Annotated in this window: 18 protein-coding genes; 5 read left to right on the top strand and 13 right to left on the bottom strand. The window is 58.5% G+C overall.

Going from position 1 to position 19,690, the window contains the following annotated elements:
• Nucleotides 1–232: 232 nt before the first annotated feature.
• The 11 genes from ACR0LN_RS22685 to ACR0LN_RS22635 all read right to left on the bottom strand — a co-directional run bounded on the left by ACR0LN_RS22685 (nucleotide 233) and on the right by ACR0LN_RS22635 (nucleotide 11,857).
• Entirely contained in the window at nucleotides 233–685 is a 453-nt protein-coding gene (locus tag ACR0LN_RS22685; protein ID WP_480432934.1) for an SRPBCC family protein, read from the bottom strand.
• Nucleotides 686–791: 106 nt separating this feature from the next.
• On the bottom strand, nucleotides 792–1,604 hold the full coding sequence (locus ACR0LN_RS22680) for an XdhC family protein (RefSeq protein ID WP_480432932.1): 813 nt from the start codon (nucleotides 1,602–1,604) through the stop codon (nucleotides 792–794).
• 11 nt (nucleotides 1,605–1,615) lie between these two features.
• Nucleotides 1,616–2,803, bottom strand: a complete 1,188-nt coding sequence (locus ACR0LN_RS22675) for a vWA domain-containing protein (RefSeq protein ID WP_480432936.1) — start codon at nucleotides 2,801–2,803, stop codon at nucleotides 1,616–1,618.
• Nucleotides 2,803–3,669, bottom strand: coding sequence for an AAA family ATPase (locus ACR0LN_RS22670; protein ID WP_480432930.1), 867 nt, complete (start codon nucleotides 3,667–3,669; stop codon nucleotides 2,803–2,805). The genes ACR0LN_RS22675 and ACR0LN_RS22670 overlap by 1 nt, the downstream gene beginning before the upstream one ends.
• 101 nt (nucleotides 3,670–3,770) lie before the next feature.
• Nucleotides 3,771–6,188, bottom strand: a complete 2,418-nt coding sequence (locus ACR0LN_RS22665; RefSeq protein ID WP_480432928.1) for an aerobic carbon-monoxide dehydrogenase large subunit — start codon at nucleotides 6,186–6,188, stop codon at nucleotides 3,771–3,773.
• The gene (locus ACR0LN_RS22660) at nucleotides 6,185–6,679 is read right to left on the bottom strand and encodes a (2Fe-2S)-binding protein (RefSeq protein ID WP_480432926.1); all 495 of its coding nucleotides are present in this window, start codon (nucleotides 6,677–6,679) and stop codon (nucleotides 6,185–6,187) included. The genes ACR0LN_RS22665 and ACR0LN_RS22660 overlap by 4 nt, the downstream gene beginning before the upstream one ends.
• Nucleotides 6,680–6,691: 12 nt before the next feature.
• Nucleotides 6,692–7,525, bottom strand: coding sequence for an FAD binding domain-containing protein (locus tag ACR0LN_RS22655; protein WP_480432925.1), 834 nt, complete (start codon nucleotides 7,523–7,525; stop codon nucleotides 6,692–6,694).
• Between the two features lie 139 nt (nucleotides 7,526–7,664).
• The gene (locus ACR0LN_RS22650; RefSeq protein ID WP_480432924.1) at nucleotides 7,665–8,753 is read right to left on the bottom strand and encodes an MHYT domain-containing protein; all 1,089 of its coding nucleotides are present in this window, start codon (nucleotides 8,751–8,753) and stop codon (nucleotides 7,665–7,667) included.
• 101 nt (nucleotides 8,754–8,854) lie between these two features.
• Complete coding sequence (locus tag ACR0LN_RS22645) at nucleotides 8,855–9,859, bottom strand: ABC transporter substrate-binding protein (RefSeq protein ID WP_480432922.1); 1,005 nt, start codon at nucleotides 9,857–9,859, stop codon at nucleotides 8,855–8,857.
• Nucleotides 9,838–11,199: a sensor histidine kinase gene (locus ACR0LN_RS22640; RefSeq protein WP_480432921.1), complete on the bottom strand. Its 1,362-nt coding sequence runs from the start codon at nucleotides 11,197–11,199 to the stop codon at nucleotides 9,838–9,840. The genes ACR0LN_RS22645 and ACR0LN_RS22640 overlap by 22 nt, the downstream gene beginning before the upstream one ends.
• Nucleotides 11,189–11,857, bottom strand: a complete 669-nt coding sequence (locus ACR0LN_RS22635; RefSeq protein ID WP_480432919.1) for a response regulator transcription factor — start codon at nucleotides 11,855–11,857, stop codon at nucleotides 11,189–11,191. The genes ACR0LN_RS22640 and ACR0LN_RS22635 overlap by 11 nt, the downstream gene beginning before the upstream one ends.
• A gap of 108 nt (nucleotides 11,858–11,965) precedes the next feature.
• On the opposite strand from ACR0LN_RS22635, the gene ACR0LN_RS22630 reads away from it, so the two are divergent.
• The 5 genes from ACR0LN_RS22630 (at nucleotide 11,966) to ACR0LN_RS22610 (ending at nucleotide 16,976) form a co-directional block, all read left to right on the top strand.
• On the top strand, nucleotides 11,966–12,946 hold the full coding sequence (locus tag ACR0LN_RS22630) for a Bug family tripartite tricarboxylate transporter substrate binding protein (protein WP_480432917.1): 981 nt from the start codon (nucleotides 11,966–11,968) through the stop codon (nucleotides 12,944–12,946).
• A 69-nt stretch (nucleotides 12,947–13,015) separates the two neighbouring features.
• Entirely contained in the window at nucleotides 13,016–13,498 is a 483-nt protein-coding gene (locus ACR0LN_RS22625; protein WP_480432916.1) for a tripartite tricarboxylate transporter TctB family protein, read from the top strand.
• A gap of 1 nt (nucleotide 13,499) precedes the next feature.
• The gene (locus ACR0LN_RS22620; RefSeq protein WP_480432914.1) at nucleotides 13,500–15,011 is read left to right on the top strand and encodes a tripartite tricarboxylate transporter permease; all 1,512 of its coding nucleotides are present in this window, start codon (nucleotides 13,500–13,502) and stop codon (nucleotides 15,009–15,011) included.
• Nucleotides 15,001–16,188 carry a CaiB/BaiF CoA transferase family protein gene (locus tag ACR0LN_RS22615; RefSeq protein WP_480432912.1) on the top strand — a complete coding sequence of 396 codons (1,188 nt, stop codon included), beginning with the start codon at nucleotides 15,001–15,003 and terminating at the stop codon, nucleotides 16,186–16,188. The genes ACR0LN_RS22620 and ACR0LN_RS22615 overlap by 11 nt, the downstream gene beginning before the upstream one ends.
• A complete protein-coding gene (locus tag ACR0LN_RS22610; RefSeq protein WP_480432911.1) occupies nucleotides 16,185–16,976 on the top strand; it encodes a citryl-CoA lyase in 792 nt (263 codons plus the stop codon). The genes ACR0LN_RS22615 and ACR0LN_RS22610 overlap by 4 nt, the downstream gene beginning before the upstream one ends.
• A 40-nt stretch (nucleotides 16,977–17,016) precedes the next feature.
• Here ACR0LN_RS22610 and ACR0LN_RS22605 read toward each other — a convergent pair whose 3' ends face one another.
• Nucleotides 17,017–18,564 carry a heme biosynthesis HemY N-terminal domain-containing protein gene (locus tag ACR0LN_RS22605; protein WP_480432909.1) on the bottom strand — a complete coding sequence of 516 codons (1,548 nt, stop codon included), beginning with the start codon at nucleotides 18,562–18,564 and terminating at the stop codon, nucleotides 17,017–17,019.
• 10 nt (nucleotides 18,565–18,574) lie between these two features.
• Nucleotides 18,575–19,690 (bottom strand): COG4223 family protein (locus ACR0LN_RS22600; protein WP_480432908.1); only part of this gene is annotated, 1,116 nt, incomplete at its 5' end.

Genomic DNA, 19,690 nt, shown 5'->3' with positions numbered 1-19,690 from the left:
GCCCGCCAGCGCCTGAAACCATCGTCCCGATGGATCACACGCCGATGATGCACTAACAATCAATTTGGACCAGTCAGATGAGGCTGCTCACGGTATTTTGGTCCAAATAACTTCGCCTGCCACAATCCCGAATTAAATATAACTCGCGACAGGCAAAATAACGGTGCAGTTCTTGAACTGCACCGCTTGGCAACTGGGTCAGCAAGAACGAGCCAAATCATAGAAACGTAAGTCAGGACACCGACTGTTCCGATACGATCTCTCCGAACCGAGTGAAGAACTTGCCCGACAGTTTCTTGGCTGTGCCTGCGATCAAGCGGCTACCAAGTTGCGCGATCTTGCCGCCTACATCGACTTTGGCAGTATATGCCAAAACCGTTTCATCTCCGTCTTCCGTCAGCGTCACTTCTGCGCCACCCTTGGCAAATCCCGCGGCCCCGCCTTTTCCTTCTCCGGATAAGGAAAATCCACCGGGCGCATTGGTATTGTCCAGTGTAACTTCACCGGTGAACTTCGCCTTGACCGGACCGATTTTCAGGACGACTTTGGCCTCAAGCTCTTCGCGTGAGTTCTGCGTCAGCTCCTCGCAACCCGGAATGCACTCCTGCAAAATTTCGGGGTTGTTCAGGGCTCGGTACACCACATCCCGGGGTGCCGAGATACGGATTTCGTCACTGAGTTCCATTTAATTTCCCTTTGTTCAACAGCATCTTGGGTAAACCAGAAGCGCAGTCTCTGTCGCCTCTTCAGGTGTTTGCTCGGGGCGTACAGGCCACAGGGCTCGCAGGCGATTAAGCACGTTTCTCATCATCCGACACCTCCCTCGTCTTGTCGGTGTTTCTCCACAATACAATCTCAGCCAGGATTGACAGTGCAATCTCGTGCGGGTCAATCGCGTGAATATCCAACCCCGCTGGTGATTTGAGCCGTCCCACGCTCACAGGATCCACTCCCCGAGCAATGAGCTTCGTCGTCAGCGTATCAGCCTTTCTGCGACTGGCCACCATGGACACGCGTGCCGCATCGGTTTCCAGCGCCGCGTTCAGGGCGTCAGCATCGCCCTGTCCCTGGGACGCAACGACCACGAAATCCCGCGCTTCGATACCCAACTGCCCGATCGTTTCCGAGGTGAAACGCCGAAACTCACCGTCAATCTCGGCACTTTCACTGATACAGACGCGGAAGCCGGACAATGCACCATGGGATGCCAGAGCCTTTGCAATCAGTGACTCGCCGAAGATCACCAACCTTGGCGCGTGCTGATAGGGCTCTACCAGCAAATCGACTGTGCCCCCGGAAGGACACCCGCTTTTAAAAGTCTGCACGCCATCAGGATCGGTCATTTTCACCACCTTTTCCGAAGGTTTGACCCGGATCATCTGCGGTACACCACTCGCCAACGCTAATTGCGCTGACGAACGCACGGCGCGTTGCACGCAGGCGCCACCCAGATGCCCGAGAATACGGCCGTCCCATGTTATTGCCGCCTTGCCACCGGCCTTGGCCGAGGTTGCATCCGCGGTACGCAATACTGTGGCCACGCAAAAGGCTTCGTCGGTTTCGCGCAACTGTTCAATCGTGTCAAATATGTCGAAACTTGCCATCTGATCTCCTTTCACAGCTTGCGAAACTGCGGCTCAAGCGCCGCCAACGCCTCAAGTGTATTGGCGGGCAGGTGCGCGTCCAAATGAGGTTCCGCCGCTTGCATTGCGGCCGCGATAGGTTGGTAGTCGCGCCAACCTTTCAGTGGGTTAAGCCATACGATCCGCCGCGCTTTTCGCCGGATGCGCGCCAGAATATTGCCCAGCGCCTGCGCGTCGGAACTGCAGCACCCGTCAGAAAGTATCACAACGATAGTCCGCCCGTTCAAAGCCCGTGCGCCATATCCGTTCAGAAAATTCTCAAGACTGCCCGAGATGTCCGTTCCACCGCCGAACCCTTCAGCCATCAGAGACAGCCGCCCTGCGGCACGCAACGAGTCATGGTCACGCAGGGCATCTGTGACGCGCATCAGGCGGGTATGGAATAGATAGGCGTCTGCCTCTGTTCCACTGCCGACAAGACCTTTGAGGAAGGCTAGAAAAACGCGGGAATAAACAGTCATTGAACCACTGACGTCACACAGGGCCACAATTCGCATCGGGCGTGGCGGACGAGCGCGGCGATACAGGTCCATCGGCTCTCCGCCCCGCGCGAGGCTGGCGCGCTGAATCCGGCGCATATCCAAGGCCGTCCCACGCAGCGCCTGTTTTCGCCGGCGCGAACGACGGTCGCGGATAGCGCGCGCGATGGCAGTTGCGACCTGTTCGGCCCGCCGCAGCGCGTCTTCATCCATCAGTTCGCGCAAGTCCCGACGCGACAGGTTGGCCGTACGGGTTGCAATCAGCTTCCCGTCTCTCCCCACGGCCTCCCTGTCGCCCGGATCAGGAGCGACTTCCTGACCCGTATCCGCACCAGTTTCGTGAGTGTCCTGATCCTTTTGTTGCCAAATCATCGGTTTGGCGGATTGCACCCGGACGTGCGATGTCCTTGCGACGCCTTGACGTTTCTTACCAGCGTTGAACCAGAAGGTATCAAACAACTCATCAAACCGACGCCAGTCCTCGGCACACCCTGCCAGCAGCACACACAAGGCTTGGCGGGCTTGTTTTGCATCCGTAGATTCAACGGTCGACAGAGCAACCAGTGCGTCTCCTGTTTCCGCCGGACCAACGCGCATACCGTTCATCCGCAGATGCGTGATGAAACCGGACATTCGGTCAGCTAGGCCGTCGGCGCGAGAGGGAAACCGAGTGACCTGCATCACGCGACCTTTCCGATCAAACGATCCATCAACTCGGGCGGCGCGGCATCATAATCAGCTGCCGTTTTTAGCAGACAGACGAGCGTGGCCTGAATCTCGTCGCGCGACTGCGACAAGTCGTTGACTCCCAGACCGGACAATGCCGCCGCCCAATCCAGCATCTCGGCAATGCCGGGCGATTTCTCCAGATCTTCCTTCCTCAACGCCTGCACAACCCCCACGATCTGACGGGCCAGGAGCCCCTCGATTTGCGGCATCCGCGACCGCAGGATCGCCATTTCTGTTTCGTGAGTGGGGTATTCGAGAAAACTGTACAAACATCGACGGCGCAGCGCGTCTGACAGATCCCTTGTCCCGTTGGCCGTCAGAATGACGATAGGTTTCGCGCGTGCCGAGATTGTCCCAAGTTCGGGAATCGTGATCTGAAAATCCGACAAGACCTCAAGCAAATACGCCTCAAACTCCTCATCTGCGCGGTCAATCTCATCAATTAAAAGCACCGGAGGGATTTCCGCAGATATCGCCTCTAACAAAGGGCGTTTCAGTAGAAACGCATCCGAAAACAGCTTTGCCTCACTGGTCCCGCCCTGTGTTTCGCTGGCGCGAATAGCCAACAACTGACGCTGATAGTTCCACTCATAGATGGCATGGCTGGCATCCAACCCCTCATAGCACTGCAACCGGATCAGTCGTGTGTCCCGATACGCCGCCATCGCCTTGGCAACTTCGGTCTTTCCCACGCCGGCAGGCCCTTCCAGCAGCAAAGGCCGCCCCATCTGCACCACCAAATGCAGTGCCATCGCCAACCGATCATCGGCAACATAGCCCTGCGCGGCCAATCCGTTCTGCACATCACTTACAGTCAAACCAGGATCCAATCTTCATCTGGCCAAAAAATACCTCGGGGGTCCAAGGGGGCAGAGCCCCCTTGCTTCAGTCGGACCGGCTACATCCGGTTCGAACCCAATTACCCATGCATCCCCAACCCATTGGCAATCTTCCAGATCCGCCAATGATCATGCGGCATATGGCTTTGAACCAACCCGAAAGGCCGGAACGCATCATGCACCGCATTCGAAAACGCAGGCACGCCACCCACATTCGGGCTTTCGCCCACACCCTTCGCGCCAATCGGATGGTGCGGAGACGGCGTCACCGTATGATCTGTGATGTAATTCGGCGTCTCCCATGCCGTGGGCAGAAAGAAGTCCATCAGCGTGCCGGTCTTCACATTGCCCATTTCATCATAGGCAATCTCCTGCCCCATCGCGATGGCCAAAGCTTCTGTCACGCCACCATGAACCTGCCCTTCGATGATCATCGGGTTGATCCGGGTGCCGCAATCGTCCAGCGCATAGAATTGCCGGACCTCCCATTCGCCGGTATCCACGTCGATCTCCATGACACAGATATAGGCTCCGAACGGATAGGTCATGTTCGGCGGGTCATAGTAGCTGACCGCTTCCAGACCGGGTTCCAGACCGGGGATCGCCTGATTGTACGCGGCAAAGGCGATTTCTTTCATGGTCTTGAACCGCTCAGGCGCGCCTTTTACAGAGAACCGGTCCACGTCCCATTCGACATCGTCGTCGTGGACCTCAAGCAGATAAGCCGCGATCATTTGCGCTTTGGCGCGGATTTTGCGCGCGGCCATAGCAGTTGCAGCACCCGCTACAGGCGTGGACCGAGAGCCATAGGTCCCGAGGCCATACGGAGCGGTGTCAGTGTCACCCTCCTCCAGCGTGATATCATCAGCGGGCAAGCCGATCTCACTGGCGATGATCTGAGCAAAGGTCGTGGCGTGACCTTGACCTTGTGAGATCGTTCCCAGCCGCGCGATGGCCGAGCCGGTCGGATGGATGCGGATTTCGCAGCTGTCGAACATCCCCAGCCCGAGAATATCACAGTTCTTTACCGGGCCAGCGCCAACGATCTCTGTGAAATGCGTCAGACCAATCCCCAACAGCTTGCGGGTCTTGCCTGCCTTGAAATCTTCCACCCGCTGCGCCTGCTCAGCCCGCAAGCTTTCGTAATCAACGACCTTCAGCGCCTTGTCCCAAGCGGTGTGATAGTCGCCCGAGTCATACTCCCAGCCCAATGCCGATTGATAGGGGAACTGATCGGCCTTGATAAAGTTGATCCGGCGCAGCTCGGCTGCATCCATGTTCAGCTTGATGGCCAGAACCTCGATCATGCGTTCGATGAAATAGGCCGCCTCGGTCACCCGGAACGAACAGCGATAGGCCACACCGCCCGGAGCCTTGTTGGTGTAAACCCCGTCAACAGCCAGATAGGCAGTCGGGATGTCGTAAGACCCGGTGCAGATGTTCATGAACCCCGCCGGGAACTTGGTCGGATCGGCACAGGCGTCGAACCCACCGTGATCCGCCGTTGTGTGACACCACAACCCGGTGATCTTGCCATCCTTGGTTGCAGCAATCTTGCCCTGCATCCAGTAGTCGCGGGCAAAGGCGGTGGACATCAGGTTCTCCATCCGGTCCTCGACCCATTTCACCGGTTTGCCGGTCACAATCGAGGCCACGACCGAACAGACATACCCCGCATAAGCCCCCACCTTATTGCCAAATCCGCCACCAATATCGGGGCTAATGACGCGGATATTGTGTTCGGCCAAACCAGAGATCAGCGAAACGACCGTCCGGATCGCGTGCGGGGCCTGGAACGTCCCATAAAGTGTCAGCTTGCCGGTCACTTTATCCATCGACGCAACACAACCGCAGGTCTCAAGTGGGCAAGGGTGGGTGCGGTGATAATAGACCATCTCTTCGGCGACCACGTCGGCCTCGGCCAAAACGGCCTCGGTCGCGTCCTTGTCGCCCTGTTCCCAAGTGAAGATGTGGTTGTGATGCTTGCGTGGACCATGTGCGCCCTCGGTCTGACCTTCCAGGTCTTCGCGCAGAACGACATCCGATTTCAGAGCCTCAAACGGGTCGGTCAGAACTGGCAGTTCTTCGTATTCGACCTCGACCAGTTCCACGGCATCCGCTGCGATGTAGCGATCCTCGGCCACGACATAAGCCACCTCCTGGCCTTGGAACAGCACTTTACCGTCAGCCAGAACCATCTGCTTGTCACCGGCCAAAGTCGGCATCCAGTGCAGACCCAGAGGCGCAAGGTCTTCGGCGGTCAGCACGGCGATAACACCGGGCACGGCAAGGGCCGCTTCTTTGTTCACACTGACAACACGGGCATGTGCGTAGGGAGAGCGCACAAAATCGCCAAACAGCATCCCGTCCAGCTTGATGTCATCGACATAATTACCTTTGCCCTGGGTAAAGCGCACATCCTCGACACGCTTACGGGCGCAGCCCATGCCTTTGAGGTTGGCGGCGCGTTCTTCGGGGGTCAGAGTCTGGTCGTTCATTCCGCAGCCTCCTTTTGAGCGTTCAGCATGTCAGCCGAGGCCGAGATAGCTTTGACGATGTTCTGGTACCCGGTGCAGCGGCACAGGTTTCCGGCCATACCAAATCGGATCTCCTCTTCGGTCGGGTTCGGGTTTTCCTGCAGCAGACGGTGCGCGCGGGTGATCATGCCCGGCGTACAGAAGCCGCATTGCAGCCCGTGATGTTCACGGAACATTTCCTGCAACACACCCAGGCTGCCATCGTCATTGGTCAGCCCTTCAACAGTGGTGATATCGGCCCCATTCACCTGTGCCACGAAGGTCGTGCAGGATTTGACGGACTTGCCGTCAATATCCACGGTGCAGGCGCCACAATGGCTGGTCTCGCAACCGATATGCGGACCGGTGATTTTCAGATCTTCCCGCAGGAAGTGGATCAGCAGCGTGCGCGGCTCGGCCAGACCTTCGAACTGTTTGCCATTCACGGTGAGTTTGACGTGCATTTTCGACATGATTTCCCCTCCTCAACCCGCGAGACTTTGCGCACGGTCGATGGCGCGGCGCAGCATCACAGCGGCCACGTGTTTCTTGAATTCGACGGGGCCGCGATTGTCGGCTACCGGGTCGATCGCGTCGAGCATTGCCGACACGCAGCCCTCGACATCGCCGCCCGCCAGAGCGGCGCTGGAAGCCTCGGACCAGATCGGTGTGTCCGACAGGTTGGTCATCGCAACCGAGGCCGTACCGTTGCCAACCATCACCGCAGCGGCAGCTGTCGCGTAGTCGCCGATCTTGCGTTTTTGTTTCTCATAAGCTTGCCCGACACCCGCTCCGGGCACAGGGATCGAGATGCGTGTCAGGATTTCCTCATCTTCACGGGCCGTGAAGTAGGCCGCCTCGTAAAAGTCCCGCGCGGCCACACTTCTATTGCCATCGGGGCCGGACAATTCAAACGTCGCATTCAGGCATTGCATCAGCCCCGGCATGTCATTGCCTGGATCGCCATTGGCCACGTTGCCGCCAACAGTACCCATATAACGCACCTGAGGGTCAGCGATTTGCAGCGCCGCTTCGCGGATCAGCGGAATCGCTGCGGTCAGACCATCATGGGTGATCAGCTCATGCTGAGTGACCATCGCACCCAAAGTCACGGTATCGGAGCCGATCTCAATGCCTTTGAGTTCTTCAATGGCCTGAAGATCGACCAGATGGCCCATCTCGGCCATGCGCAGTTTCATCATCGGGATCAGGCTGTGCCCGCCCGCGATCACGCGCGCCTCGTCTCCGTGTTCCTGCAAAATGCCGATGGCCGAGGCGATGTCGCCTGGCCGGTGATACTCAAAACCGGCTGGTATCATGTTTTTCCTCCCTGGGTCCGAGCAATGTGTCTTGGGGGACCTGTCGTTAGGAAAGGACGATGAGTTCACCAGTTCCAGCCAGTGGAAACCGGGCGCGCAGCTTGTTTCACGAGTTGCGAATTGGCTGCACGAGTTGCGATCACAGGCCCAGCGCGTCGCGAATGTCCGTCAGACGGGACCGACTGACCGGCACCTTGGTCAAGGCATCGACCCCATCGAAATAACAGGTGCCGTTGTCCTTGTGCCGCTCGAAACTGGAAACATGTTTGGGGTTTACAAGGTAACTGCGGTGAGCGCGTAAAAAACCATCGTGCTTGAGGCGCGTTTCCGCCTCGGTGATCGACCAGGGGCAGAAGAGTTTTTCGGCCCCCATGTAGAGCACGGTATAGTGCCCTTCAGCACGGATGGCAGCGATCTGCGCAGGTTCCGAGAAAAAGGTCTGCCCTTCGCGCTCAAACGGCACACCAGCACGCAAGGCGGTCGGCTCGGGCACCGGAGCTTCGGGTGGCGCGGCTTCGGGCTCTGGCCCTATGAACGTGATCCCGGTCAACAGAAAGGCACCACAGATCAAAAAGACCGAAACGGTGACCCCCATCGCCAGCACCTGATTGTTCAGCGCGGGTCCTGCCCCACCGGCATTGTCGCTGGCGACGAAATCGGTCAGGCCAGCGGCCACGAAATGCATGGTGAATACGGCCAAGCCAAAGCACACGGTCCCCAACAGAATATTGCGCTGGGTGCGATTGTCATAGGCCACCCAGATCGCCAGCACCGACAGGACCACCGACGCAACGGTCGAAATCGCCAAATCCCAGAAGGTGTAGACTGGTCGGCACAGCTCCATCCCAGCCATGCCGACATAGTGCATCACCACGATGCCGAGACCGACGATGACCCCTGCCGTCACGATCGTCTGCATCGTTCGTGGCCGGAAATGCAGCAGCAGCAGCGCCAACCCGGCCATCAGGATCGCCACCAAAGCCGATATCAGTGTAATCAGCGCGTCATAATAAAACAGGATCGGCAGTTGCAGGCCCAGCATGGCCACGAAATGCATCGACCAGATACCGCCGCCCAGAATGACCGCAGCCAGCGCGACGATGAACTTGCGCCGCTGCGGCTCCAGCTTGGATGCACCATGCGTCAGGTAGAGGCCGGTAAAGCCCGCCATCAGCGCCACGGCCAATGAGGCCGCCACAAGCCAGGCGTTATGAGAATAGTCCAGCATTTGGGTTTGCACGCCCTCCCCGACGCGAGGGTGACGTTAGCAAACGGATTTGATTGGGACAATTGGCTGCCGGATCCGATTCCGGTCTGGGTTGATTTTCCCTACTGAATGACCGCATTTTCCCAGGCTGACAGGAATTTCCTGCGCTTCAAGTCATCCAAAAACGTCAGCAGAGCAGGGTTCAGGCCAATTGTCTCACGATCTGTTGCACCATCCGGTGACGTCAACGGTGGCAACGAAGAGGCATAACCTTGCCCAGCGGAACTTTCGGTGGTCAGGTATCTGATAAACGCCTCTGCGGCCTCCGGCTCTTGTGTCTCTTTCGAGACCAAAGCCGTCCGCATCATGATCGTCTGAAAGTCGGTCGGGAAAATCACTTCAAGTGCGTCCTTCCCCTCGGCCCGCACAGCCGCGTAACTGCCAAGAACGTTATACGCGACCAGGATCGTCCCATCCGCAAGGTCATTGATCATTTCGCCCGAGCAGCAATACAGCCGCACTTCAAGACCGCCCATAACCTCCATCAAGCGCCAATAGGTTTCCGAGGCGCGCGCATCCTGCGTTGCAAAAAGATATCCAAGACCCGACTCGCGCACATCGTAGGTGCCAACCTTGCCTCGAAATTCTTCGGGACGCTCGCGCAAGGCTTCGATCAATTGTTGGCGCGTCAGTGGAAGCTGCTGATCCTCGAACGCAGCGCGGTTGACCACGATGGCGGCAGGTTCGGTTGTGAAGGAAAACAGACTGTCATGCCACTGCGCCCAATGCGGTGTTTCGATATCGTCTATAGGCAGCGCATAGCCGTCATTCGCCAGTTTCAGTTGCAGGTCCATCGCGCTGGACACCACAACATCAAAAGCGTCAGGCGTGGCACGGACACGCTGGTTTATATCCGCCGTCCCCGAGACAAGATATTCGACACTAATCAAGGGATTTTGCGCAACGAATTCTTCGATCAATGGTGCAAATAAAACCGTATCCGTGCTTGAGATCACTCGAAGCCGAGCGCCGTCCGCGCCGTCGTTGAAGATCAGCTGATCTTCCCAATCTTCGCACCATGCCACGCCGGGCAACACGAGCAGAATCAGAGCGATAAGATAACGCATGCGCCCCCCTCTGGCCGGTTGGTGAGAGCCAGCGTCCCGCCATGTGCAGTCGCCACATCCTCGGCAATGGTCAATCCCAGACCCGATCCAATCGTACCGACGGCGTTTTTTCCACGTTCAAACCGTCGTGTCAGTTGATCAATTTCGTCGGGAAGGAACCCTGGCCCCGTGTCACTCACCTTAACCTCGGGTTTCGCGGTCACTTCTATTTCAACAGTGCTGTCTAACGGCGCGTATTTCAGCGCGTTATCAATCATGTTCCGTACCGCGTTTTGGATCAGGATTGGATCGCCGGAATAGGGAACAGTTGAATCACCCGTCAGCGAAAGTGACAGCTCTTTCATTTCCGCAATTGGCGTCAATCGCTGCACAAGTTCGCGGATCAGTTCAACAAGATCCACATCCTCTCGTTCAAGGCGATCCGCGCGGGCTGTAATCATCGCATGATCCAACAGCTGACCAGCCGCACGTGAGCTTTCATCAATCGCGCGTACCATAGCGCGCAGCGCTTCGCGGTTTTCCTTCCGTTCAACCCGGTGCAGCGTTGCCTCTGCATACGACCTGACGGTGGCCAAAGGCGTTCGCACGCGGTGGGCTGCTTCGGCGATAAAGTCCTCGGACTGGCTGAGCGACTGATCCAAGCGACCCATCAGCGAATTCAGGGACATGACCAACGGCGCCATTTCCCGAGGCACCGGTTTCTTGAAAGGGCTCAGATCCTGCGGCCCCCGTCTGGTCACCGAGGTCGTCAGCTTGTTGAGCTGGCCGATGGTGGTGGACGTAACCCAAAAAGACAGCGCCGCGGTCAGCAGGAAGAAGCCCAATCCCAATAATGCCGCATTGCGCGAAATCTGATCCAACGTTTGAGACAGCGCATCCTGCGTCTGACCCAGTACAACTTCGATTTCCGTCTGCCGCCCCAAACCGACAAGCGTGCGGCTTGCGCTGACCTGTCGGATACGCTCTCCACGCACATCACCGGACTTGAACGACCAGTCGCTCTCTTCCAACCCGGTGGCTAGACGGAGGTCCTCGTAGCCGGACAGAAATTCTCCGTCCTGAAATATGGCATAAAACACCCTGTCATCCGACGGAGTGCTCAGCATCGAGAACGCCGCATAGGGTATATCAATCTCAATCACCCCGTCCCTGATTGCAGCAGCATCCAGAATAGACGTGACCGACGCTTCCAGGATGTTGTCCTGACCTTGTTGGGCCACTTGCGCCGCATAGTTTCGCACGGCAAAGAACAAGAGGATCGCAAGAACGGCTGCGCCGCCGATCAATGTCAGCACAAGTCTGTTTCGCAAAGACCCTGACACGGTCGGATTAGCGGTCATGATCCAACCTGTATCCCAGACCGCGCAGAGTGGTTATTTTCAGATCCGACGCTTCAAGATGCCTGCGCAAGCGCCCGACATAGACCTCGATGGCGTTGTCCGACACGTTGTCGTCATAGGAAAACAGCCGGTCTGCCAGTTTCTGTTTTGAAAATACGTGACCCGGCGCGTTGATGAACAGCTCCATCATGCGCAATTCACGGTTCCGCAAAGAGACGGTTTGACCGCCGACCATCAAATGACCCGCCACCGGATCAAACACCACGCCGCCAATCTCAATTGTCGATTTCGCGCTCCCGGATTTCCGACGCAGAACTGCGCGGCACCGTGCCTCGAGCTCGGCATGATCGAACGGTTTGGTCACGTAATCATCTGCCCCAAGATCAAGCGAACCGATTCGATCCGAAACCTGACTGCGGGCGGTCAAAACAATCACCGGTGTATCCAATTGGCTTGCCCGATGGCGCTTCAGGAAGTCGCGACCATCCCCGTCGGGCAGCATGATGTCCAGAAGGATCAGGTCATATTCCTCGGTTTCGACGTAAGCCGTCGCATCCTCTAAATTTGCTGCGTGGTCAATGACATGACCGTCGAGCCGCATGCGCGAGCTGACCGCGTTCGCGAGGTCGGTATTGTCTTCGACAAGCAGAAATTTCATCAGGCCCAAACAGTATTTTGCCGCGTGACAGGTTGATGTCAGGTTGGTGTGGTTTTGTATCCTCCAATCTGAGCCGCCCTGCGGCCGGTTGTCAAACGGGAGGAAATCATGACAACTTTCAAACTGGGCCGACGCGCCCTAATCGCAGCTGTGGCCGCAATTGGCCTGACTGGCCCGGCTTTGGCCGAAGATCAGGTCGTGGACAGCATCCACTTTCTGATCCCTGGCGGCGCTGGTGGCGGCTGGGACGGTACGGCCCGCGGCACCGGCGAGGCACTGACCAAAGCGGGCCTCGTGGGAACAGCGTCCTACGAAAATATGTCTGGCGGCGGCGGCGGTAAGGCCATCGGATTCCTGATCGAAAACGCCGACAGCAACCACGGAACGCTGATGGTGAACTCGACCCCCATCGTGATCCGCTCACTGACCGGTGTGTTCCCGCACAACTTCCGTGACCTGACGCTGGTTTCGGGCACAATCGGCGACTATGCCGCGATTGTTGTGGGCAAGGACAGCCCGATCAACTCGATGGACGATCTTCTGGCGGCCTTTGACGCTGATCCGGGTGGGACCGCAATCGGCGGCGGCTCGGTTCCGGGCGGCATGGACCATCTGGTTGCGGCTATGGTGATGGAAGCGGCTGGCAAGGACGCCTTGGCCGTGAAATACATCCCTTATGACGCGGGCGGCAAGGCCATGGCAGCCCTGTTGTCTGGTGAAATCGCAGCCCTGTCGACCGGTTTCTCGGAAGCTGTCGATCTGGCAAATGCGGGCGAGGTCAAGATCATCGGTGTCACCGCCGACGATCGTGTCGCCGCAGCCCCTGATGCGATGACCATGAAAGAACAGGGCATCGACACATCCTTTGTGAACTGGCGCGGTTTCTTCGCAGCTCCCGGCCTGCCCGAAGACAAGCTGGCCGCCTATCAGGCCGCGATCGCCAAGATGTACGACACCCCTGAGTGGGAGGAAGTTCGCGCCCGCAACGGTTGGGTGAACATCCACAACTCGGGCGATGACTTCCAGTCGTTCCTTGAACAACAGGAACAGCAGATCGGCGATCTGATGAAAAAGCTGGGCTTCCTCTAATCGGATATTTGGCAGAGCGGGACACCGCTCTGCCATCCCCAACGACAATGAAAAAAAGGAGGGGGTGACATGGCGCTGGATCGCTGGATCGCGCTCGTTCTGCTGGGTGTGTGTTTAACATATGGCTACGCCGCTTGGTTCACGATGGATAGTAGCCTGCCCCCCTTCATGCAGCGAAACCCCATCTGGCCCAGCACCTTCCCGAAGGTGTTGTCCATTCTGGGTATCGTTACAACAACGATCATCCTGCTGGGCTTTGAAAAATCTGAACCAAAAGAGGCCGATATCGATTACCGGCGGTTGGGAGAATATCACCTGGATCAGGCTCTGATCCTGTTGGCGCTGATGGTTGTCTACGCCCTCTGCTTGCGCCCCGTGGGGTTCCTGATTTCAACCTCGGCCTTCCTGATCCTCGGATCCTACATTCTGGGTGAGCGTAAGTGGCACATCATGCTGCCCGTTGCGTTCATCGCGACCGGTGCCGTCTGGTATCTGGTTCAGGAAGTTCTTGGCATCTACATGCGCCCCCTGCCGGGCATTTTCGGAGGCTGACATGCTTGAAGGACTTCTGATCGGCCTGCAAACGGCATTCTCAATCCAAAATCTGCTTATGGTCATCGCCGGATGCCTGATCGGCACATTCATCGGCATGCTGCCTGGCCTTGGCCCGATGTCGATCATCGCCATCATGATTCCGGTCGCCATCTCGATGGGCGACCCATCCGCCGCGCTGATCCTGTTGGCCGGGGTATACTATGGCGCGATCTTTGGCGGCTCAACCTCGTCGATCTTGCTGAACGCGCCGGGGGTCGCGGGTACGGTTGCCTCCAGCTTTGACGGCTACCCAATGGCGCGGCAGGGTAAGGCCGGAAAGGCGCTGACGGTCGCCGCCATCGCCAGTTTTGCGGGCGGTACGCTGGGTGCAGTTCTGCTGATGGTCTTTGCGCCTGCTTTATCTTCGGTCGCGCTGTTGTTCCATTCGGCTGAATATTTCGCGCTGATGGTCGTGGGTCTTTCGGCCATTGCGGCCTTTGCGGGCAGCGGACAGGTGGCCAAAGCTGTCATCATGACGGTCCTCGGGCTGATCATGGCGACCGTTGGCGAAGGCGCTCTGTTCAACCTACCTCGGTTCACGATGGGGATCATGGACCTGCAATCGGGCTTTGGCTTTATCACGCTGGCCATGGCCATGTTCGCCCTGCCCGAAGCACTGTTTCTGGTCCTCAAGCCCAAAGACCTGAAAGGCGACGACGGCAAAATCAAGGACCTGCGCATCACCAAGGCAGAAGCCAAGGCCATCGCACCCGTCGTCGGACGGCAATCTGTACAAGGCTTTTTCATCGGCGTTCTGCCCGGTGCGGGCGCAACGATCGCCAGCTTTCTTGGCTACGCGGTCGAACGCAACATCGCGCCTAAAGAAGAGCAGGAAGAATTCGGCAAAGGTTCGATCAAAGGTCTGGCTGCCCCTGAAACAGCCAACAACGCAGCCTGCACCGGGTCATTCGTTCCGCTGCTAACACTGGGCATTCCCGGATCGGGGACCACTGCGATTCTGCTTGGGGCGTTGATTGCCCTGAATGTCACGCCGGGCCCGCGCCTGATGATTGATGAGCCTCAGATTTTCTGGGCCGTCATCATGTCGATGTTCATCGGCAACTTGGTTCTTCTGATCTTGAACCTGCCGCTTATCCCCTACATCGCCAAGGTGCTGGCGGTTCCGCGCAACTTCCTGATCCCGTTCATTTTGTTCTTTACCCTGATGGGGGCCTATATCGGGCAGAACAATGCGACCGAGCTGCTGATCCTCGTCGGTTTCGGCGTCTGCGCCACGGCATTGAAGTTTGCCGACTATCCGCTGGCCCCGCTGCTGATCGGGTTCATCCTTGGCGGGATGATGGAGGACAACTTTGCCCGGTCCATGCAGCTCTATGACGGTATCGCCTTCATCTGGGAGCGTCCCATGACGCTGGGCTTGTTGGTGATCGCGGCGTTGCTGGTATTGCTGCCCAGCTATCGCGCGCGTAGGGCACGAGCACGGGCGGCCGGGGTTGCAGATGGCGACTGAGCCACTGGCAGGGATACGGGTTCTAGACCTGACGAATGTTCTGGCAGGCCCGTATTGCTGCTATCAGCTGGCGCTGATGGGTGCCGAAGTGATCAAGGTCGAACGCCCTCAGGGCGGCGACCTTGCCCGCGTGTTGGGGGCTGATCCCGAGCGAAACAAGGCGGGAATGGGGATCAGCTTTCTTGCCCAGAACGCAGATAAGAAGTCCGTTACTCTGGACATGAAATCCGCGAAAGGCAAAGCGCTGCTGAAACGGTTGATGCAAACCGCAGATGTTCTGGTCGAAAACTTTCGGCCCGGCGTCATGGATCGCCTCGGGCTGGGCTATGAGGTCCTGCGCGCCGAGAACGCCAATTTGATTTACTGTGCAATCAGCGGCTTTGGTCAGGATGGGCCGCGCCGAAAGGACCCCGCCTACGATCAGATCGTTCAGGGCATCAGCGGTGTCATGTCGATCACCGGCGCTTCGGATACGGCCCCCTATCGCGTTGGCTATCCGCTGGCCGACACGGTCGGAGGGCTGACGGCTGCATTTGCAATCAGCGCGGCCTTGAACGCCAACCCGCGCGGCGCGTTTTTGGATATCGCCATGTCCGAAGCGGTGATTTCGACGATGGGTTGGGTGGTTTCCAACTATCTGGTTGGCGGCGTCACTCCCGGCGCACATGGCAACGAAAACACCACATCCGCCCCATCCGGGACATTTGCCACCGCAGATAGCCCGATCAACATCGCCGCAAACCGCGACGAGCAATGGCAGGCGCTGGCCCGGCATCTCGGTCGAGAGGGTTTACTGCACAACCCGGACTACGCGACGCGCGAAGACCGTAAACGGAACCGCCATGCACTCCGAGAAGACTTGGAGACGACCCTACGCACACGGTCGGCCAGTGATTGGGTCGGCGAACTGAACGCTTTGGGTGTTCCCACTGGGCAAGTGCTTACAGTCCCCGAGGCTTTGGCTGACGAACAACTCGCAGGCCGCGGACTAATTGGGTCTCTGTCTGTTCAAGGAGAAGAGATGAAGCTGGCAGGCAGCCCCGTTCTCATGGATGGACAACGCAGGATGCCCCAAAATTCTCCACCCGCTCTCGGCGCAGATAATTCCGCGATCTGGTCAGAGCTCGGCCTTTCAGATGCCGAGATCGGTGAATTGGAGAAGGAGGGCGTCATATGAACGATGTGGCCGACTGGTGGAGCACTGCCATCATCGACATGGAACCTGGGCGGATTGACCTGCGCGGAGAGCCTATTCAGGACCTTATCGGCAATCTTAGCTTCGCGGAAATGATCTGGTTCATGGTGCGCGACGACCGGCCCTCACCCTCTCAATTAAAGTTGTTCGAAGCCGCGCTGGTCTCTGCCGTTGATCACGGACCGCAGGCGCCTTCGATCGCAACAGCCCGCATGGCAGTGACCTGTGGGTTGCCCCTGAACAACGCAATAGCCAGCGCGGTGAATATGTTGGGCGACATTCACGGTGGAGCTGGTGAGCAGGCCGTGATGCTCTATCATTTCGTGGCCGAGCACCCCTCGGGCGTTGGCGCGGCTATGGACGACTGGATCGCCTCTCACGGAAAAATCCTGCCCGGTTTTGGTCACCGGTTCCACACGCCGACCGACCCGCGCGCCCCACGGTTGATGAGTTTGGTTGACGAAGCGATCGAACAGAAGGCCTGCGATGGCCGGTTCAAAACGATCGCAACCGAAATCGAAGCAGAACTTGCACACCGCAAGGGTAAACCTGTCCCCATGAATATCGACGGTGCCACGGCGGTGATTTACGCCGAACTTGGCTTCGCCGCCCCACTTGCACGAGGGTTGTTTTGCCTTTCGCGGTCAGTTGGCATTCTCGCGCACGCCTGGGAGCAGACCCAGCAAGGTGGGCGAAACAAAGGCCCGACCCCGCCGAAATATCGATGGACTTACCTGGGCGCCACGACGCGCAGCAGTACCGGGCAGTAGAAACTACCTGTATTCGCTCGCCAATCAGTCCCGGGTACTGCTAGGTCTGTTTTTCCACCGCAGGCTCAACATCGGGACGAACGGGTTGAACGTCAGGTTGTGCCGGTTCGACATCGGGTCGGACAGGTTCCGCCTCCATCTCGATGACTTCGGGCTCAACTGGCTCCTCGGCCTCTTCTACTTCGGGCTCAGGCTCATCAACCTTGTCCTCAAGCGCACCTACGATCAGCGGCAGCATGTGAACCCCGGTGGCCGTGGCGATCTCGGGCGTTTGCGGGGTTTGCCAGCTGAGCGTGTCAAAGCTGCCGCAGTTCTGGCACACAGGGGCCCATTCCGGCTGAATGTCGTGGCAATTGTCGCAGACCCATTGCGGTCCGCGTGGCGCATTCAGCGCCTTGGCCAACCAGCCCTGCACAAATGCGTCCGAGGCACCCTCGCCCCGTTCAATCGCCGCCATAAGTGTATAGGCGCGCGCGTCGGCCTGTTTTTCAACCACATCGCCCAGCGCGCGGCGGGCTTCGGGGAAATCCTCGGCCACGATGTTCAACTCGGCCAGGATCAAGCGGGTTTCAGGGTTCTCCGGGTGGATACGGGTTAGGGCGGCAAACCGTTTGATCCGTTCCGCAGGGGTTTCGTCCGGCGCGATCTCGGCAAAAGCGTGGGCCAGATCAGGATGCGGCTGCGCCTCCCACGCTTTTTTCAGAATCTTGGTCGCGGCGCGGGGCTTGCCCTTTTCGATATAGGCACGGGCAGCCATGGCGGCGGCGGGCACCAAATCAGGCGACAGGCGGTTGGCCTCAATCGCGTGTTCCTGCTGTTCAACCGTGGCGCTGTTGTCCAGAATATCCTTGGCCTCTGACAGGGCCAGAACCGCATCACGGCGCTTGAACACGTCGCGCGGCAAATGACCGGCCTTCAACTTGGCCGTCAGCGTCGAACGCGCGCCGCTCCAATCCTGCGATTTGGTCTGTAGACCCAGCAGAATATCCTGCGTTTCGGCATGGCGCGGTTTGATCGCCAACGCCTTTTCGGCCAGTTTACGGGCGGTGTCATCATCGCCCTCGGCCAGTTTCTGTTTCATGATGCCACGCACACCGACAAACCGCGTTGCGTTATTGGTGACCAGTTTCTTATAGGTCTCCGACGCTTTTTTGGTGTCGCCATTCATCTCGGCGGCTTGCGCCACCAGAAGGTTGGTCAGTTCCGGCTTGTTCAACAACTTCTCGGCCTTGTGGGCTTTGTTCATCGCCACACGCCCCTCGCCCGAGGCCAGTGCCATCAGGCCATCGGACAAGGCCTGATAGCCGCGCTGGTCGCGGCTGCGGTCGAAATAACGCGACAGGGCAGTTTCGTCACCATTGAGGAAATGAAGCGTCGCAATCAGCAGAGTCAGCAGTTTGAAGAACAGCCAGATCACAACCACAAGCACGCCCAGCGCGATCACCGATTGCAGCGGGCTCAGCGTAACCTCGGTTCCCATGGCGGTGATTTGCACACCACCACTGGTATCCATCAGGAACATGGCCCCCATGGCCAGCAGACCGATAATCGCTACAAAAACAAGGATCTTTAACAATGACCACAGCATGGCAGGTCCTTCAGTTCGAGTTTACGCTGGATTGCAGCGCATCTGCGGCGTCCACGGCAGCCACCCGTGTTTGCGCCGCTTGTTGCCAATCGGCCAAAGCAGCCTGCGCCGCATCGGGCAGGGTTTTGAGTTCGCTCAGCGCCGAGGACACATCGCCTTTGGACAATGCGGCCTGCGCGCGCGACAAGATCGCGTCCGGACCGTCACCCTCTTGCGGGGTCACCGACCGGGCGCCGGTCTGACGTTGCAAAAAGGCGACCAGTCCGGCGCCTTTGTCCGCGTCACGCGCATCGGCCAATGCGGTGCGGGCTGCAGGCGCGAACGAGTCGCGCAGGGCGGCAAGCGTCGCTACACCCTCTGCGGCCGGGGCTGACAGTGCATCGGGTACGCTGACACCGCCCGCTGTCAGTTCGGCGATCAAATCTGCGTAGGGCTGACCGGATTCCAACTGGCCCTGGACTTGCGCCAGGACAGCCGCGTTGGTCGCAGCTTTTGCATCAGCAGCGGCTTTGGCTTCAAGCGCTTGCGCGTCCGAGACCATTTTTTCAACCTCGGTTCGCTGAGCCGCCAGCGAGTCCTGCAATTTCTTCAACTCGGCCTCAAAAGCCGCGGACACCTCGGGCGATGCACCCTGAGTCAACGCGCCGCTTTCCAGCTCTGTCAGGCGGCTGGCCAAGGGGTCGACCTTGCCTTCCAACCCCGCGAGGCTGGATTTCAGCGCGTCCACATCTGCGCTGAGTGGCGTAACCTGATCCGCCAGCGCTGCGATTTTGCTGTCCACATCGGAACTGTCGGAGAGCGACTTTGTCAGTGTGTCAATCTGGTTGGCCTGATCGTTGAGTTTCGCCTCAAGCGCTGCAACAGCATCAGATTGGTCCGAACTGAACAGCCCGGCCGTTCCGACCGCAAAACCGACCGCCGCTGCGATGGCGCCACCGATCAAGGCTGGTACAAAGCCGCCACGTTTTTCTTTTTCCTGCTCCGTGGATTTTTCCGCGAATGCCACAGCGGGTTCTTCCACTGCCATCGCGGCTTCGGCTTCGGCTTCGGCTTCGGCTTCGGCTTCGGCTTCGGCTTCGGCTTCGGCTTCGGCTTCGGCTTCGGCTTCGGCTTCGGCTTCGGCTTC

The sequence above is a fragment of the Ruegeria sp. AA6 genome (genome assembly GCF_056542865.1).
The sequence above is the reverse complement of the archived record's forward strand: the minus strand, read 5'-3'. Positions and strand labels throughout refer to the sequence as shown.

Excerpts from the sequence above, each read along its gene's own strand:
- ACR0LN_RS22685 (WP_480432934.1), bottom strand. The coding sequence starts at position 685 with ATGGAACTCAGTGACGAAATCCGTATCTCGGCACCCCGGGATGTGGTG.
- ACR0LN_RS22680 (WP_480432932.1), bottom strand. The coding sequence starts at position 1,604 with ATGGCAAGTTTCGACATATTTGACACGATTGAACAGTTGCGCGAAACC.
- ACR0LN_RS22675 (WP_480432936.1), bottom strand. The coding sequence starts at position 2,803 with ATGCAGGTCACTCGGTTTCCCTCTCGCGCCGACGGCCTAGCTGACCGA.
- ACR0LN_RS22665 (WP_480432928.1), bottom strand. The coding sequence starts at position 6,188 with ATGAACGACCAGACTCTGACCCCCGAAGAACGCGCCGCCAACCTCAAA.
- ACR0LN_RS22660 (WP_480432926.1), bottom strand. The coding sequence starts at position 6,679 with ATGTCGAAAATGCACGTCAAACTCACCGTGAATGGCAAACAGTTCGAA.
- ACR0LN_RS22655 (WP_480432925.1), bottom strand. The coding sequence starts at position 7,525 with ATGATACCAGCCGGTTTTGAGTATCACCGGCCAGGCGACATCGCCTCG.
- ACR0LN_RS22650 (WP_480432924.1), bottom strand. The coding sequence starts at position 8,753 with ATGCTGGACTATTCTCATAACGCCTGGCTTGTGGCGGCCTCATTGGCC.
- ACR0LN_RS22645 (WP_480432922.1), bottom strand. The coding sequence starts at position 9,859 with ATGCGTTATCTTATCGCTCTGATTCTGCTCGTGTTGCCCGGCGTGGCA.
- ACR0LN_RS22640 (WP_480432921.1), bottom strand. The coding sequence starts at position 11,199 with ATGACCGCTAATCCGACCGTGTCAGGGTCTTTGCGAAACAGACTTGTG.
- ACR0LN_RS22635 (WP_480432919.1), bottom strand. The coding sequence starts at position 11,857 with ATGAAATTTCTGCTTGTCGAAGACAATACCGACCTCGCGAACGCGGTC.
- ACR0LN_RS22630 (WP_480432917.1), top strand. The coding sequence starts at position 11,966 with ATGACAACTTTCAAACTGGGCCGACGCGCCCTAATCGCAGCTGTGGCC.
- ACR0LN_RS22625 (WP_480432916.1), top strand. The coding sequence starts at position 13,016 with ATGGCGCTGGATCGCTGGATCGCGCTCGTTCTGCTGGGTGTGTGTTTA.
- ACR0LN_RS22620 (WP_480432914.1), top strand. The coding sequence starts at position 13,500 with ATGCTTGAAGGACTTCTGATCGGCCTGCAAACGGCATTCTCAATCCAA.
- ACR0LN_RS22615 (WP_480432912.1), top strand. The coding sequence starts at position 15,001 with ATGGCGACTGAGCCACTGGCAGGGATACGGGTTCTAGACCTGACGAAT.
- ACR0LN_RS22610 (WP_480432911.1), top strand. The coding sequence starts at position 16,185 with ATGAACGATGTGGCCGACTGGTGGAGCACTGCCATCATCGACATGGAA.
- ACR0LN_RS22605 (WP_480432909.1), bottom strand. The coding sequence starts at position 18,564 with ATGCTGTGGTCATTGTTAAAGATCCTTGTTTTTGTAGCGATTATCGGT.